The sequence below is a fragment of the Nonomuraea sp. PA05 genome, from assembly GCF_008086045.1.
Lineage (GTDB): Bacteria > Actinomycetota > Actinomycetes > Streptosporangiales > Streptosporangiaceae > Nonomuraea > Nonomuraea monospora.
This window is the reverse complement of record NZ_VSEY01000005.1, coordinates 178,732-193,802: the sequence shown is the minus strand read 5'-3', so window position 1 is coordinate 193,802 and position 15,071 is coordinate 178,732. Positions and strand designations below refer to the sequence as shown.

Below are 15,071 nucleotides of genomic sequence, written 5' to 3'. Positions count from 1 at the left end.
GACATGCTCAACGACGAGTACGAAGAGCTGCGCAAGACGGTCGAGGCGTTCGCCCGCGACGTGGTCGCGCCGGTGATCGGCGACTTCTACGAGCGGGAGGAGTTCCCGTACGACGTCGTGCGGCAGATGGGCGGCATGGGGCTGTTCGGCCTGCCGTTCCCCGAGGAGTACGGCGGGATGGGCGGCGACTACTTCGCCCTCTGCCTGGCCCTGGAGGAGCTGGCCAGGGTCGACTCCAGCGTGGCGGTCACCCTGGAGGCGGCGGTGTCGCTGGGCGCGATGCCGATCTTCCGGTTCGGCACCGAGGAGCAGCGCAGGCACTGGCTGCCCGGCCTGGCGGCGGGGGAGCGGCTGGGCGCGTTCGGGCTCACGGAGCCGGGCGGCGGCTCCGACGTGCCGGGCGGGATGCGCACCACGGCCGTGCTCGACGGCCACGAATGGGTGCTCAACGGGACCAAGGCGTTCATCACGAACTCCGGCACGGACATCACCGGCGTCGTCGGCGTGGCCGCCCTCACGGGCGAGCGGGAGATCTCCACGATCCTGGTGCCGAGCGGCACGCCCGGGTTCGCCGTGTCGAAGAAGTACTCCAAGGTCGGCTGGAACGCCTCCGACACCCGGGAGCTGTCGTTCACCGACTGCCGCGTCCCGGCCGGGAACCTGCTGGGCGAGCGCGGCCGCGGCTACGCCCAGTTCCTGCAGACCCTCGACGAGGGGCGGATCGCGATCGGCGCGATCGGCGTGGGGCTCGCGCAGGGCTGCGTGGACGAGTGCCTGCGCTACGTCAGGGACCGCAAGGCGTTCGGCCACCCCATCGGCCACTACCAGGCCATCCAGTTCAAGATCGCCGACATGGAGGCCCGCGCCCACACCGCCCGCCTGGCCTACTACCACGCGGCCGAGAAGATGCTGGCCGGGGTGCCGTTCAAGAAGGAAGCGGCGATCGCCAAGCTGGTCTCGTCGAACGCGGCCATGGACAACTCCAGGGACGCGACGCAGATCTTCGGCGGCTACGGGTTCATGAACGAGTTCCCCGTCGGCCGTTTCTACCGCGACGCCAAGATCCTGGAGATCGGCGAGGGCACCAGCGAGGTGCAGCGGATGCTCATCGCCCGGCAACTCGGGCTGGGTGACCTGTGAACAGGTGTTTGCGTGATGCGCACACGACGATCTAGGGTCGTTGGTCATGACGGCTGACGATCTTCTCATCAGGAGGGCGGAGAAGTCGGACGCGGACGAGGTGTTCGCGCTGGCCCGCGAGTTCGGCCTGACCTTCAGGCCCGAGCGCGACGCCTTCGACGCCGCGCTGCCCGCGCTGCTGGCCAACGACGACGCCCTGCTGCTCACCGCCGTCGTGAACGGGCGGGTCCACGGGTACCTGCTCGGGTTCGTGCATCTGACGCTCTTCGCGAACGGGCCCGTCGCCTGGGTCGAGGAGGCCATGGTCGGGTCCGGGTCGCGGCGGCAGGGGATCGGGCGGGCGCTGCTGGAGGAGTTCGAGCGGTGGGCCCGGTCGCGTGAGGCGGGGTACGTGGCGATGGCGACGCGGCGGGCGCCGGAGTTCTATCACGCGCTGGGGTACGAGGCTTCCGCCACGTTCTTCCGTAAGGTGCTGCGCTGAGCACGTGGCGGCTTTGTTCGTGATTCTGCGCTGAGCGCGAAGGGGGCCTGCTCGCGGTTCTGCGCTGAGCGCGAAGGGGCGGCCTCGGGAGCGTTTCTGTCGTGCGCGGATGGCATCCTTAGGGCGTGAGTATCCACGCCGTGAGCCCCCTGTTCGTCGGGCGTGCCCGCGAGCTGGCCGCCCTCGGTGACGCCCTGGTCAGATCGCGCGCCGGAGCGTCGTCCACCGTGCTGGTGGGCGGCGAGGCAGGGGTCGGCAAGACCCGGCTGATCAGGGAGTTCGTCGAGCACCGGGCCGGCGACGCGCTGGTCCTCGTCGGCGGCTGCCTGGAGCTGGGCACCGAGGGTCTGCCGTTCGCGCCGTTCACCGCCGTGCTGCGCGGGCTGGTGCGCGAGCTGGGCCGCGACGCGGTGGCCGCGCTCGTGCCCGGTGGCAACGCGCGCGCGCTGGCGCGGCTGCTGCCCGAGTTCGGCGAGCCGGGCAAGGACGGGCCTGAGGCCAGGGCGCGGCTGTTCGAGCAGGTGCTCGGGCTGCTGGAGCGGCTGGCCGAGGAGCGGCCCGTGGTGCTGATCGTGGAGGACGCGCACTGGGCCGACCGCTCCACCCGCGACCTGCTGACGTTCCTCGTGCGCTATCAGCGTACGGCGGCCCGTGTGCTCCTCGTGGTCACCTACCGCACCGACGAGCTGCACCGCAACCATCCGCTGCGGCCGCTGCTCGCCGAGCTGGGCCGGGTCGAGTGGGTGACCAGGTCCGAGCTGCGCCGGCTCACCCGCAAGGAGGCCGTCGCCCTGGCGGCGGGGATCCTGGAGCGCGAGCCGTCCACCGTCGACATGGACCTGATCTACGCGCGCAGCGAGGGCAACCCGCTGTTCGTGGAGGCGCTGCTCAACGAGTGCGGCGGCGGCGAGGCGCTGCCCGAGTCGCTGCGCGACCTGCTGCTGGCCAGCGTCGAGCGGCTGCCGGAGGAGACGCAGGAGCTGCTGCGGGTGGCCAGCGCCGGCGGCCAGCGCATCGAGCACGCCCTGCTCAGCGCCGTCGCCGGGCTCGACGAGAACGCGCTGTCGCGCGCGCTGCGGCCCGCCGTCGCGGGCAACGTGCTCGTGGTCGACGGCGAGGGCTACAGCTTCCGCCACGCGCTCATCCGCGAGGCGCTCCACGACGACCTGCTGCCCGGCGAGCACGTCCGCCTGCACACCCGCTACGCCGAGGCGCTGGAGCGCGACCTGTCGATCCTGCCCGCCCCGCGCGGCGCGATCGAGCTGGCCCATCACTGGCACTCCGCCCACGACTCCACCTGGGCGCTCATCAGCGCCTGGCGCGCGGCCGCCGCCGCCCGCAAGTCCACCGCCTACGACGAGCAGCTCCGCATGCTCTCCCGGGTGCTGGAGCTGTGGGACCAGGTGCCCGACGCGGCCGAACGCATCGGCGGCGACCGCATCGACGTGCTCAGGCAGACCGCCACCGTCGCCCACCTGTCCGGCGAGTACGAGCGGCGCATCGCCATGGCGACCGCCGCGCTCGAAGAGCTCGACCACTGCGTCGAGCCGATCAGGGCGGCCATGCTGCTGCGCCAGCGCGGCCTCACCCGCTACGACCTGGGCCGCCCCGGCCACGTCGAAGACCTGCGCCAGGCCGCCGCCCTCGTCCCCGCCGACCAGCTCAAGCTGCGCGGCCAGGTGCTGGAGAGCCTGTCGCGCATGCTGCACCTGCTGAAGGACCGGCCGGAGCGGCAGGCCACCGCCCGGCTCGCGATGGAGATCGGCCACGAGGTGGGCGACACCAACGTCGAGGCGCACGCCATGATCAGCCTCACCTGGGGCCATGCCTGCTACGCCGACATGGACACCCAGCTCACCGCGTTCGAGGAGGCCCGCCGCATCGCCCGGCGCGGCGAGGCGTACAACGCGCTGATGCGGTGCGCCATCTCCGAGTCCGACGCGCTGGAAGGCGCCGGGATGCACGAGCGGGCCGCGCAGGTCGCCCGCGAGGGCGTCGAGGAGGCCCGCCAGTATGGCCTGGCCCGCACGTCGGGCACGTTCCTGTCGATCAACCTGGCCGAGCCGCTGGTCTCGCTCGGGCGCTGGGACGAGGCGCTGGAAGTCGTCGAGCACGCGCTGGAGCTCGTCCCGCCCGCCCCCTACCGGGCCAGCCTCCAGGGCTTCGCCGCCGACATCGCGCTGGCCCGCGGGCAGTACGACCGGGCCGAGAAGCTGCTGGACGCCTCACGCAGCGTGTTGTCGCGGGGCAGCTACCGGGATCAGACGACCCTGCCGCACCTGTGCAGGGAGATCCGGCTGCTGCAGGCCCGGGGGCAGCTCGACCAGGCGGTGGAGGCGGCGGTGCGGGCGCTGGAGGAGCGCGATCTGGTGAGCAGCCCGCGATACTCGTGGCCGGTGCTGGTGGCTGTCGCGCAGCTCGTGTGGGCGGTGGTGCCGTCGGCGCGGCTCACGGACGCCGCCGTGGGCTCCGGCGGGATGGGCTCCGGCGGGATGGGCTCCGGAGGGGCGGGCTCCGGAGAGGCGGGGGCTGCTTCGCGCTCCGGCGGGGAAGGCATGCCGGCGGAGGTCGCGTCGCTCGGGCCTGTCGCGCGGCTCGCGCTGTCGCTGGTGCCGCGGTTGCGGGCGCTCGGCGGGAAGCTGGTGGTCGAGGGCGATCTGCAGCAGGCGCACCGGCTCACGTTCGACGCCCTGACCGGGCCGGAGACGCCGCTGGCGAACGCCGCCGAGGTGACCGCCTGGCGGCTCAAGGCATGGGACCTCGCGGTGGGCGCGTGGGAGGCGCTGCGGGAGCCGTACGCCGAGGCGCTGTGCCTCGTGGCCGCGGCGCAGGCGGCGCTCGCGGCCGGTGACCGGCAGGGGGCGGCGGCCCGGCTGACCCGCTCCCGTGACCTGGCGCGCGAGCTGGGGGCGACGCCGCTGCTGGAGCAGCTCGACGTGTTCGGGCGGCGGGCCAGGATCGGCGGCGTCGGCGGCGGCCCCGGCGGCGGGGAGGAGGCCGGCGGCGGGCAGCCGCTCGGGCTCACGGCCCGCGAGCTGGAGGTGCTGCGGGAGGTGACGAACGGGCGCAGCAACCGGGAGATCGCCGAGGAGCTGGTCATCTCGATCAAGACGGTGAGTGTGCACGTGTCCAACATCCTGGCCAAGCTGGGGGTGGCCACGCGCGGCGAGGCCGCGGCCACGGCCCACCGCCTGCGCCTGTTCGACTGAGGCGGGTCGCCCCTCCAGTTCTGCGCGCCACGCTCCGCGCGATTGCGGAGAGTACAAATAAAGTCACGGAAAGTTATTGTGTTGGTGCGTCCAGGCGGGTCAAGCTGGACTTATGTCTCGATCCACGATGGCGGCCGAGGTTCCGGGGCGATCCGCACGCTGGCCCGGCTGGGATGAGAGGTTCCCCGCCAGGGTGCGCCGGGTGCTGGCCGAGAGTGGCGCCGGCCCGCCCACGGACGGAGTCCCCGCCGCGTCCCCGCTGTGCGTCAGACCAGGCCGGCGAGAGCCCTTGGAGCGGCTGGTGGCCGCTTACCACCGGCTCATCGAGACGGTCGTGGCCGCCTACCCCCAGGACGAGCGGCTGCGCGAGGTGCTGGCCTGGCCGGCGGCGCTGCGGCCGGAGGAGTTCGCCGGGGAGGTGATCGCGGCCGGGCGCGTGCACGTGATGCGGCTGGACACCATGCCACAGCCGGACGGCGGGCTGAAGGTGCTGGAGACCAACGCCAACTGCCCGGGCGGCATGGGGGTGGGCGGCCTGGCCGCGCGGTGGCGCCCGCTGCTCACCGCGGGCGGTCTGCGGCTGCCGCCGCCGTTGCCCGGAGAGGCCCCGCACTGGGTCGGCCGCTGGCTCGTGGAGGCGGCCGAGCAGGAGACCGGGCGGCGTCCGGACGTCGTGGCGTTGCTGCGTCCCGAAGGCGGGCACCGCACCGAGTTCAGCCGCTACCTCGCCGCGCTGGCCGAGCTGGGGGTGCGCGTGATCGAGGCGGACCCTCGCGAGGTGCGGCTGGCCGGCGACCGGGTGCTCGTCCGGGGCGAAGCGGTGCGGTGCGCGTACGCCAAGATCGGGATGCGCGACTTCGCGCGCCTGCGGCCGGAGCTGGAGCCCTACGTGCGGGCGGTCCGATCCGGCGCGCTGTTCGTGCAGAACGGCCTGCACGGGCGCCTCATCGGCGACAACAAGCTGTGCCTGGCCGTGCTGTCCGACCCGCGCTACGCCGACCTGTTCGACCCGGCCGATCTCGCGCTGGTGCGCGGCAGCATCCCCTGGTCGCGCAACCTCGCCGCCTGCGACGCCGCCACGGTGCGCCTGATCCGTGCCCGGCCCGGTGACTACGTGCTCAAACGCCCGCTGGACACGCGCGGCCGCGGCGTGGTCGTGGGCCTGGAGTCACGCGACTGGACGGCCGCGGTGGACGCGGGGCTGGCCGGACGCTGGCTGGTGCAGAGCTACTGCCCCGCGCCCGTCATGCGGTCCCCGGACGGCGCCCTGCTGCGTCACGACCTCGTGCTCGCGGCCGTCAACGGCCGCCTGGCGGTGGCGGCGTCGCGCGCGGCCGGCGGCGAACGGCTCAACATCGCCCGTGGCGGCCTGGCCCATCCGGTGTACCTGTGAACGGGCTGGGCGAGGTGTTCGCCGCGGTGCGCCCGCGCCCGGAGGTCGCCGCGCGGTACCGGGCGCAGGGCTGGTGGCGCGACCGTACCCCGCTGGACGATCTGCGGGACGCGGCGGCCACCGTTCCCGGCCGGGTCGCGCTGATCAACTGGCGGCACGCCGAGCGGCGGGTCTGCCGCCTCACCTTCGCCGAGCTGGCCGGACACGTCGAGCGGCACGCCGCCGGGCTGAGCCGCCTGGGCATCGCCCGGGGGGACGTGGTCGCCGTCCAGCTCCCCAGCTGGTGGGAGCTGGCGGTGCTCGCCCTGGCCTGCGCCCACCGGGGCGCCGTCTTCATGCCCATGCACGTGGACACGGGCGCGCGGGAGGCAGAACGCATGCTGGCCGCCACGGCGGCGGGCGTCCTGGTCACCGTGGACCGGTGGGGGAACAGCGAGCCGGCGCGGGAGCTGGCCGATCGGGCCGGGCGGCTGCCCGCGCTGCGCCACCTCGTGGTGATCGGCGACGACCTGCCCGCCGGAGCGCTCGGCTACGGCGCCTGCCTGCGCGACGCGCCGGGAACCTGCGAGCCCACGCCCCTGGGGCCCGACGACGTGGCGCTGCTGCACGCCAGCTCCGGCACCACCGGCCACCCCACGTGGGCGCTGCACAGCTTCAACACCACGCACGCCGCCCTGGCTCGCGGGCAGCGCGCCGGTGAGGCGCACACCGCGCGTGCGCCGGCCGCCCGCGCGGTGCTCGCCTCACCGGCCTACGCCCGCGGCTACCGGCAGGTGGTCGCCGCGACGGTGCTGTCGCGCGGGCCCGCCGTGTTCGCCGACTGCCACGACCCGCGCGCTGTGCTCGACCTCATCGCCACCTACGAGGTCGCCCGGCTGCCCAGCACCCCCATCGGCCTGGAACGGCTGGCCCAGGCTCAGATCGCCGAGCCGCGTCCGCTGACCGGCCTGCGGCTCGCGATCAGCTTCGGCTCGTCCCTGTACGCGCACCAGGCCCGGCTGATCCGCCAGGCGTTCGGCGTCCCGCTGCTCAACGCGTGGGGCAGCACCGAGGCCAGCGCCTGCACGAGCACCACGCAGGGCGACCCGCCCGACTGGGCCGAGCACAGCATCGGCCGCGCCCGCCCCGGCGTGGAGCTCCGCCTGGAGCCTCCGGACCAGGGCTGGATGGGCGAGGACGGTGGGAGAGAGGACGGTGGGGGCGATGACAGCGGGGGCGATGACAGCGGGGGCGATGACAGCGGGGGAGAGGACGGCGCGGGCGAGGACGGGGTCGGTGAGATCGCGGTGCGCAGCGCCTCGGTGTGCCTGGGCACCGTCGATCGCGACGGCTCCGGCCTGACCTGGCGGCCGGACGACACCGGCGGCTGGTACCACAGCGGCGACCTGGCCCGCGACGACGGCCGCGGCGGGTTGCGCTACGTGGGCCGGGCGGCCGAGCGCATCTCGTGCCAGAACCGCCTCGTGCCGGTGTTCAGCGTGGAGGAGGCCCTGCACGCCCATCCGGGCATCAGGGAGGTGGCCGTCGTCGGATACCACGACCCGCGGGCCGGCCAGCGGGCGGCGGCCGTCATCGTGCCGGCGCCAGGGGCCGGGCCGCCCGAAGTGGCGGAGCTGCGGCGCTTCCTGACCGACTGCGGGATGACGTCCTGGTACCACCCCACCCGGGTGCGCGCCGTGCCGGCCCTCCCGCGCACCGCCATGGGCAAGGTCCGCAAGGACCTGCTCAGGCGGCAGCTCGAAGACGCCGGTGACATGGGAACGGAGACGACATGATCGAGGTCATCGGAGCCGGGTTCGGGCGGACGGGCAGCTATTCGCTGCGGGTCGCGCTGCGGCGCCTCGGCTACGACCCCTGCCACCACATGGCGTCCCTGGCCGAGGACCCGGAGATGCTGACCGGCTGGGAGACGGCCGTCCACGGTGGGCAGGTGCACTGGGAGCGGTTCCTGGCCTCCTACCGCGCGGCGGTCGACTGGCCCGCCTGCGCCTTCTGGCGCGAGCTGATCGCCGCCTTCCCGCGTGCCAAGGTCGTGCTCACGGTACGCGACCCCGCCCGCTGGTACGCCAGCGCCCACCAGACCATCTACCGCTACATGGCCCCCCGGCGCGGCCCGGCCGGGCTGGTGATGCGGCTGGAGAATGCGCTCCATCCGACACTGGGGCGGCGCAGGGCGGTCTGCCGCCGGTTGATCTGGGAGGACACCTTCGGCGGCAGGTTCCTCGACCGTGCCCATGCCATGGAGGTGTTCGAGCGGCACAACGCCGAGGTCGTGGCGGGCGTGCCGGCCGAGCGGCTGCTCGTCTTCGACGTGCGTCAGGGGTGGGAGCCGTTGTGCGGCTTCCTCGGTGTGGCGGTGCCGTCCGAGCCCTTCCCGCACCTGAACGACGCCGCGGCGTTCCGGCGGATGGCGGCCGAGCGGCGGTGGCGGACGCTGCTGCGGCGCAGAACGAGAGTCACCCAGGACACGGCGATCAGGTGAGCGACCCGCGGCAGGGGTTGCCGGGTCACGTCACTGCGGCTTGTAGTGGGAGAAGACCTCCCGCACCTCCTCAGGGGAGCAGGCCACCGCCGCCTCGTCCGGATCGGCCCCGGTGACCCGAGGCAGGTGTACGACGACGTCGAAGGCGTCCATCGGGCTGATGGGCGCGTAGTTCTCACCGAGACCCGCCCGATACACGGTGGCGGCGCGCACGGCGCCGGCGTCGGCGGGTGACAGTCGCCGCAGGTCGGCGGCGAAGGGCCCGTCGTGGCTCGCGTGCATGAGGGCGTCCAGGCTGCCGGGCCGAGGGGCTTGCATGGGCGCGAAGAGGGTGCCGGTCTGGAAGGCGGCGGCGTCGGAGTTGAGGATCTGGCCGGTTCCCACGGTGGTGCCGATGACCAGGTAGTCGTTCCCCAGCCGATCGGCCAGGTGCATGCCGAGCGGCGTCATCGGGTCCATGCCGGGCAGCTCGCCCGGCCACCGCTGCAGGTGCCCGTTGTGCGCGGCCAGGACGACGCGGTCCTGCCGGCGGAGGATCCATTCGACGGTGTCGGCCATCTCGGCGTCGCGGTTGTACATGGCGCTCTGGACGTCACCGCTGGTCATGGCGCGGATGGCCGACTCCAGGGTGATGAGCTGGCAGGCGATGCGCAGGGCGTCCTCGTACTGCTGGGCCGTGGTGTGGCGGACGTGGTCCAGGCGGCGGCCCTTCAGTCGGGCGGCGAGGCCGGTCAGGCCCGCCGTGAGGGCGTTCTTCTGCTCGGGCGGGAGCTGGGCGTAGGCGGCCAGGGCGGCGGGGGCGGTGAAGGCGGAGGTGGCGGCGAAGGACGCGGCGGTCTCCCTGACGGCCGGGTCGGGCTGGAAGCCGGGGTCGGCCTGCGCGAGGTAGGCGAGGACGGCGTCCAGGGCGGGGAGCAGGGAGGCGTTCTGGCCGCCCAGGTCCACGCCGTGGAAGCGGACGGGGCGCGCCGCGGTGGCGTTGTGCCCGCGCATCCACTCCAGGTGGGCGCCGAGCTGCCGCCACAGCCCCATCAGCGAGGTGAGGCCGTGCGCCATGACCTCGCCGAGCTGGTCCTCGCCGCCCAGGACCCAGGCGTCGGCCCGCCGGCCTTCGGTGAAGCCGGTCTCCATCACGTACGCGCTGAAGCCGTGCCGTTCTGCCAGGTAGCGCAGGAGGCGGTGACGCAGCTCGTAGAACTCGCGGTTGTAGTGGGCGCTCTCGCCGATCGCCACCACCCGCGCGTCGCCGATGGTCGCGTCCAGCCAGGTGAGATCGTCCAGCGGGGCGGCGGGATCCAGCGTGTCCAGGCGGATCATCGCGGCTTCGCTGAGCTGCCTGTCAATTATTCCCATGTTTGGGAACAGTACCAGATGTGGGAATATTGAGGCATGGACAGCCTTGAGTTGATCTTGCATCCCGTCCGGTTGCGCATCATGTGGGCCCTGTCGGGTGAGCGCGTCCGCACGACGTCGGAGCTGTGCGAGCTGCTGCCCGACGTGCCCAAGACCACCCTGTACCGGCACGTCGGCCTGCTGGCCGACGGCGGGCTGCTGGAGGTGGCGGGCGAGCAGCGGGTGCGGGGGATGGTGGAGCGGCACTACCGGCTGCGCCGCGACGCCATGAACGTCGACCTCGACACGGCCAAGTCGATGTCGCTGGAGGACCACCGGCACGGGTTCGCGGCGGCCATGGCGGCGCTGCTCGCCGAGTTCAACGCCTATCTGGAGCGGCCGGGAGCCGACCCGGCCGCCGACCGCGTGGGCTACCGGCAGGGGACGGTGTGGCTCAGGCCGGAGGAGATGGAGGAGGTCGCGCTGGAGCTGCGGGACGTGCTCAGGGCACGGGCGCGGAACGGCCCGGGGGAGGAGCGCAGGCCGTACGTGATGAGTGCGATCTTCTTCCCGACGGAGGACCAGGGCGGCGCCGGCGTCACGCCGTGAGCTGGGCCTCCAGGCGGTAGCCGTCCACCGTGACGTACACCTGGTCGCCGGGGCGGGCGTTCAGGCGCATGAGGACGGGCTGCAGCGAGTCGAAGACCGGCTGGTGACCCTGCCAGACCAGGACGATCGCGTTGTCGCCAGGCCCCGTCACCGACAGCAGGGTGCCGGGACGCATGCCGAGCTGCGCCGCGTACCCCTCGGGCACCGCCACAGGCCCGCCCCGCAGGTGCTCGGGCGTGACCTCGATGCGCTGCCAGCGGCGCGGGTCCGACGACGGGCTCGGGAGCGGCGGGGGCGGCGTGGACGGGGCGCCCGCCAGGCCGCCCGTGGGCAGCATCGGCGAGCGGCCGCCCGACAGCGCCGACAGCGTCGCCAGCGCGGCGGACGGGTCGATGGACCCCGCCGTCGCGGACGGCACGGGCTGGCCGCCGCGATGATGGTGGCCGTTGGCGCCGGGCGTGCGCCGGGGGAGAGGCTGCGCGGGGGACGAGGCCGCCGCCGCAGGGGCGGAGGCCGACTCGGCGGGCAGGGCGTCGAGCCAGGCCTTCGCCGAGTGGGCGCGGATGCCCAGCTCGCCCATCAGCTCCACGACGTCGGCGTCCTGGGGGCTGGTGGCCAGGAGCTGCCTCGTACGGGCCTGGAGGCCGTACATGTCGCCCACGACGAGCCAGCCGTCCTGGAGGCGGCGGTCGGGCATGAGCGTCACCAGCACCCGCCACAGCGGCGTGCGCAGCGACGGCACCATCACCGGGTGCGCCGGGTCGGCGCCGATGAGCTGCTCCTCGGTGGCCGCCGCGCCCAGCCACTCCGTCAGGCGGAACATGTGGCCGGTGACCGGCGCGGACTCGGAGGAGCGCAGCCACTGCAGCACGCGTTCCTCGGCGGTTCGCTGGGCCTGGGAGAGCGACTCCCGCTCGACCAGCATCTTGTGGGCGAGGGTGCGCAGGCTGACCGGGTCCTCGGCGAACAGGCGGTGCACGGCGACGGCCAGCTCCAGCTTGTCCAGGCTGCGGAAGAGGCTGTCCACGACGCGGACCATCGCGTGGTCGGTGTCCGAGGGGGCGGGGGTGGCGTAGGAAGGGGTGCTCTTGGCGGGGTCGGCGGCGCCGGGCGGGATCGGGCCGCCCGGGATGGGCGGGATCGAGCCGGTGTGCGGGCCGCCGGAGGCCGGGGAGCCGGGGATAGGGGAGCCGGTGGGGCGGGAGCCGGGTGCGCCGGTGTTCGAACCGGGGGTGGCCGGCGTGCCGGGGCGGGTGGGCAGGGGGCCGGACTGCGGGCCTGTGGGGCGTTGCGGGAGGCGTTCTTGCTGGCCGGGGGCCGCCGGGCGTTGGGGCAGGCCGCCGCCCTGGGGTTGTGCGGGGAACGAGCCCGTCTGACGTTCAGGGGGCACGGCCGGGAAGGAGCCGGTCTGCCGGTCGCCGGGTACGGCGGGGAAAGAGCCCGTCTGCCGGTCACTTGGCACCGCGGGGAAAGAGCCGGTCTGGCGGTCACCGGGGAAGGGCCCCGTTTGGCGGTCGCCGGGTACGGCGGGGAACGAGCCCGTCTGGCGGTCGCCCGGCTGCGGCGCGGCGCCGGGGAACGGCCCGGTCTGGCGCGCTCCGGGCGTCGCGTCGGCCGCGGGCGTGACAGGGAAGGGGCCGCTCTGGCGCTCGGCGGGCGTGACAGGGAAGGGGCCGCTCTGGCGCTCGGCGGGCGTGACAGGGAAGGGGCCGCTCTGACGTTCGGCGGGCGCGACGGGCCGATCCGCGGCTGCGATGGGCCGATCGGCGGGCGAGACGGGCCGATCGGCGGGCGCGACGGGCCGGTCGGCGGGCGAGGCGGGGCGATCGGCGGGGGAAGCGGGACGTTCGGGCGAGGCGGCGGGGAAGGACCCGGTCTGGCGGGCCACAGGAGCGGGAAACGCCCCCGTACCGGCGGGCGACTGGCCGACCTGGAGCGGCCGGGTCACCTCGGGATGCCCGCCCTGGACAGCGGCGGGCGCCTCACGCTGCGCCGGGATGCGGCCGAGTATCTCGCGGAAGACCGACCCCATCACGACCTCGGGCGTGGCCGACGGCGTCGTCAGGTCGCTGGGCGACAGGCGGCGCAGCCGCTGCCAGCCGCCGAGCCCGGCGATGGCCGTGCGCGTGGCCTCGGGCCAGCCGGGCAGCGAGGGGTCGATGTGGTGAACCGTCAGCGCGGGCAGCAGATCGGCGAGCGGCAGATGGTCCCAGCGGGAGGAGGCGAGCCGGGCCAGGCGTTCGCAGATCCAGTCGAGCCCCGCCGTCCCGAGCGCCCTGGACAGCGCGACGGAGGACCACCACCCCGCGGGCAGGCGCGGATCACCCAGCGCCTCGGCCACCTGCTGCGGGCGGCTCCAACGCAGCGCAGGGACTAGGTCGCTCAGGCAGATCGATGACTCGACTTCCATCGGCGGACCTTATCCTCCCCAGTGAGCCGCGTGGTGCTGGCCGTGACGCATGTGGCTAATGGTGCAAAGCCTACGCGGCAAGCTATCAATCAGTGTGAATAGGGTAAAGACGGTTCAGATCCAAACCGTACCGTGGACGGCCGCCCACCTGGGCCACACATTCGGCACCAGCACGGCAACCCGCCTGCAAAGCGGCCTGTTCGCCGGCGCCGAGGAGTTTCGCGGCGAGGAACCCGGCGGCGAACGCGTCGCCCGCCCCCGTGGAGTCGACGACCTCGGCGGAGACCCCCTCAGCGGTGGCCACCACCTCGCCCTCCACGGCGGCCAGCGCGCCCCGCGCGCCCAGCTTCACCACCGCTGTGCCATATCTCTCACTCAAGTGTACGGCCGCCTGCTCCGCCGTCCCCGCACCGCTGAGGAGGAGGGCCTCGTCGAGATTGGGGATGATCAGGCCGGCCTGCGCCGTCTCGCGGGTGAAACGTTCAACGCCGAAGTCGCGCAGCGGGCCCGTGGAGGCCGGGTCGATGCTGATCGCGATGCCCGCCGCGGCCGCGTCCGCCATGGCGCGTCTGGCCAGCCCCAGCCCGGCCTCGGCGAACAGGATGTAGCCCGACAGGTGCAGCCTGGCCACGCCGTCGAGCAGGGCGGGGTCCCAGTCGGCCTCGGAGATCAGGCCGCCCGCGCCGCGGTTGGTGAGCATGGAACGCTCGCCGCTCCTGTCCACCATCGCGATGACGACCGCCGTGGGGCGGTCGGGATCCACGATCACGTGCGGGCGCACGCCCGTCTTGACCAGCTCGGTGGTGTGCCATTCGCTGCTGTCGTAGCCGAGCCTGGCCAGCAGGTGGACCTCGGCGCCCAGCTTGGCCGCCCAGGCCGCGGTGTTGGCGCCCGAGCCGCCGGGACGCAGCACGATGTCGGCGGCCGTGTCGGTGCCGGACCGCACCGGGGAGCCGTGCAACGCCACCACGTCGGTGACGACGTCCCCGACGATCAGCAGGGCGCCGTCGGTCACGATCGTGCCCAGGAGACGGCGATGCGGGCCGCCAGGGCGGTGTTGCCGCGCACGGCGGCCAGGTTCGCCTCCAGGGAGGCGCCGGCGGTGCCGTTCACCAGGTAGCCGAGCAGGAACGGCGTGATCGCCTGCCCCTTGACGCCCTCCCGCTCGGCGGCGGCCAGCGCCTCACCCAGCACGCGGTCGTGCAGCTCGGGGTCGAGCTGCTGGTCCACGGGGACGGGGTTGGCGACGATCAGCGCGGTCTCGGGGCCGCCCAGGGCGTCCTGGCCGCGCATGATGGCCGCGGCCTCGTCGGGCGACTCGATCCGCCAGTCGATCGGCTGGCCGGAGGAGTGCAGGTAGAAGCCGGGGAACGTGTCCGTCCCGAACCCCGCCACGCTCACGCCCCGCGTCTCCAGCCGCTGCAGCGTCGCCGGCACGTCCAGGATCGACTTGACGCCCGCGCAGACCACGGTGATCCGGGTGCGGGCGAGCGTGTCGAGGTCGGCGGACTCGTCCTGGTCCTCGGCCCAGCCGCGGTGCACGCCGCCCAGCCCGCCGGTGGCGAAGACCCGGATCCCGGCCCGCGCGGCCAGGAACGACGTGGCCGACACCGTGGTCGCGCCGCTCGCCTTCAGCGCAGCCGCCACGGGCAGGTCCCGCTGGCCCAGCTTGCGCAGCCCCGGCTCGGTCGCGATGCGCTCCAGCTCCGCCTCGTCGAGACCGATGCGGGGCACGCCGTCCAGGACGGCGATCGTGGCCGGCACGGCGCCCGCCGCCCGTACGACTCCCTCGAGCTCCCGCGCCACCTCCAGGTTGCGCGGCTGCGGCAGCCCGTGGGAGATGATCGTGGACTCCAGCGCCACGACCGGCGCGCCGGCGGCCAGGGCCGCGGCGACCTCGTCGGACGGCTGCAGGACGGAGTCGGTGGTGCTGTGCATGGCGGTTTTCTTGCTCCTCAAGTGGTCCTGGACCTGCTTATCGGGAACGGCCGCTTTCGCGGTATTTGTTCCAAACG

At 73.9% G+C, this 15,071-nt stretch carries 11 protein-coding genes; 7 read left to right on the top strand and 4 right to left on the bottom strand.

What is annotated here, in order from left to right:
- The first annotated feature begins 3 nt into the window (after window positions 1-3).
- The 6 genes from FXF51_RS10020 to FXF51_RS09995 all read left to right on the top strand — a co-directional run bounded on the left by FXF51_RS10020 (window position 4) and on the right by FXF51_RS09995 (window position 8,705).
- Window positions 4-1,140 (top strand): acyl-CoA dehydrogenase family protein, encoded by a 1,137-nt coding sequence (locus tag FXF51_RS10020; RefSeq protein ID WP_148433996.1) that lies wholly within the window; start codon window positions 4-6, stop codon window positions 1,138-1,140.
- A 46-nt stretch (window positions 1,141-1,186) separates the two neighbouring features.
- Window positions 1,187-1,621 carry a GNAT family N-acetyltransferase gene (locus tag FXF51_RS10015; protein WP_148433995.1) on the top strand — a complete coding sequence of 145 codons (435 nt, stop codon included), beginning with the start codon at window positions 1,187-1,189 and terminating at the stop codon, window positions 1,619-1,621.
- A gap of 125 nt (window positions 1,622-1,746) precedes the next feature.
- A complete protein-coding gene (locus FXF51_RS10010) occupies window positions 1,747-4,830 on the top strand; it encodes a helix-turn-helix transcriptional regulator (RefSeq protein WP_148433994.1) in 3,084 nt (1,027 codons plus the stop codon).
- 301 nt (window positions 4,831-5,131) lie between these two features.
- A complete protein-coding gene (locus FXF51_RS10005) occupies window positions 5,132-6,223 on the top strand; it encodes a hypothetical protein (RefSeq protein WP_148433993.1) in 1,092 nt (363 codons plus the stop codon).
- Entirely contained in the window at window positions 6,220-7,998 is a 1,779-nt protein-coding gene (locus tag FXF51_RS10000; RefSeq protein ID WP_148433992.1) for an AMP-binding protein, read from the top strand. The genes FXF51_RS10005 and FXF51_RS10000 overlap by 4 nt, the downstream gene beginning before the upstream one ends.
- Window positions 7,995-8,705 (top strand): sulfotransferase family protein, encoded by a 711-nt coding sequence (locus tag FXF51_RS09995; RefSeq protein ID WP_148433991.1) that lies wholly within the window; start codon window positions 7,995-7,997, stop codon window positions 8,703-8,705. The genes FXF51_RS10000 and FXF51_RS09995 overlap by 4 nt, the downstream gene beginning before the upstream one ends.
- Window positions 8,706-8,735: 30 nt before the next feature.
- Here FXF51_RS09995 and FXF51_RS09990 read toward each other — a convergent pair whose 3' ends face one another.
- Complete coding sequence (locus tag FXF51_RS09990) at window positions 8,736-10,058, bottom strand: erythromycin esterase family protein (protein ID WP_148433990.1); 1,323 nt, start codon at window positions 10,056-10,058, stop codon at window positions 8,736-8,738.
- Window positions 10,059-10,094: 36 nt separating this feature from the next.
- Here FXF51_RS09990 and FXF51_RS09985 point away from each other — a divergent pair, with 36 nt between their 5' ends.
- The gene (locus FXF51_RS09985) at window positions 10,095-10,646 is read left to right on the top strand and encodes a helix-turn-helix domain-containing protein (protein ID WP_148433989.1); all 552 of its coding nucleotides are present in this window, start codon (window positions 10,095-10,097) and stop codon (window positions 10,644-10,646) included.
- Here the strand turns inward: FXF51_RS09985 and FXF51_RS09980 are convergent.
- From FXF51_RS09980 to FXF51_RS09970, 3 genes are all read right to left on the bottom strand, one after another.
- Window positions 10,636-13,056, bottom strand: coding sequence for a hypothetical protein (locus FXF51_RS09980; protein ID WP_148433988.1), 2,421 nt, complete (start codon window positions 13,054-13,056; stop codon window positions 10,636-10,638). The two genes, FXF51_RS09985 and FXF51_RS09980, sit on opposite strands and share 11 nt — an antisense overlap.
- Window positions 13,057-13,141: 85 nt before the next feature.
- A complete protein-coding gene (locus tag FXF51_RS09975; protein WP_148433987.1) occupies window positions 13,142-14,071 on the bottom strand; it encodes a carbohydrate kinase family protein in 930 nt (309 codons plus the stop codon).
- Window positions 14,068-14,994, bottom strand: a complete 927-nt coding sequence (locus FXF51_RS09970; protein WP_148433986.1) for a pseudouridine-5'-phosphate glycosidase — start codon at window positions 14,992-14,994, stop codon at window positions 14,068-14,070. The genes FXF51_RS09975 and FXF51_RS09970 overlap by 4 nt, the downstream gene beginning before the upstream one ends.
- Between the last annotated feature and the right edge of the window lie 77 nt (window positions 14,995-15,071).

What these genes read in the sequence shown, in the direction of transcription:
- FXF51_RS09985 (WP_148433989.1), top strand. Translation starts at nt 10,095, where the DNA reads ATGGACAGCCTTGAGTTGATCTTGCATCCCGTCCGGTTGCGCATCATG.
- FXF51_RS10015 (WP_148433995.1), top strand. Translation starts at nt 1,187, where the DNA reads ATGACGGCTGACGATCTTCTCATCAGGAGGGCGGAGAAGTCGGACGCG.
- FXF51_RS09990 (WP_148433990.1), bottom strand. Translation starts at nt 10,058, where the DNA reads ATGGGAATAATTGACAGGCAGCTCAGCGAAGCCGCGATGATCCGCCTG.
- FXF51_RS09980 (WP_148433988.1), bottom strand. Translation starts at nt 13,056, where the DNA reads ATGGAAGTCGAGTCATCGATCTGCCTGAGCGACCTAGTCCCTGCGCTG.
- FXF51_RS10020 (WP_148433996.1), top strand. Translation starts at nt 4, where the DNA reads ATGCTCAACGACGAGTACGAAGAGCTGCGCAAGACGGTCGAGGCGTTC.
- FXF51_RS09970 (WP_148433986.1), bottom strand. Translation starts at nt 14,994, where the DNA reads ATGCACAGCACCACCGACTCCGTCCTGCAGCCGTCCGACGAGGTCGCC.
- FXF51_RS09995 (WP_148433991.1), top strand. Translation starts at nt 7,995, where the DNA reads ATGATCGAGGTCATCGGAGCCGGGTTCGGGCGGACGGGCAGCTATTCG.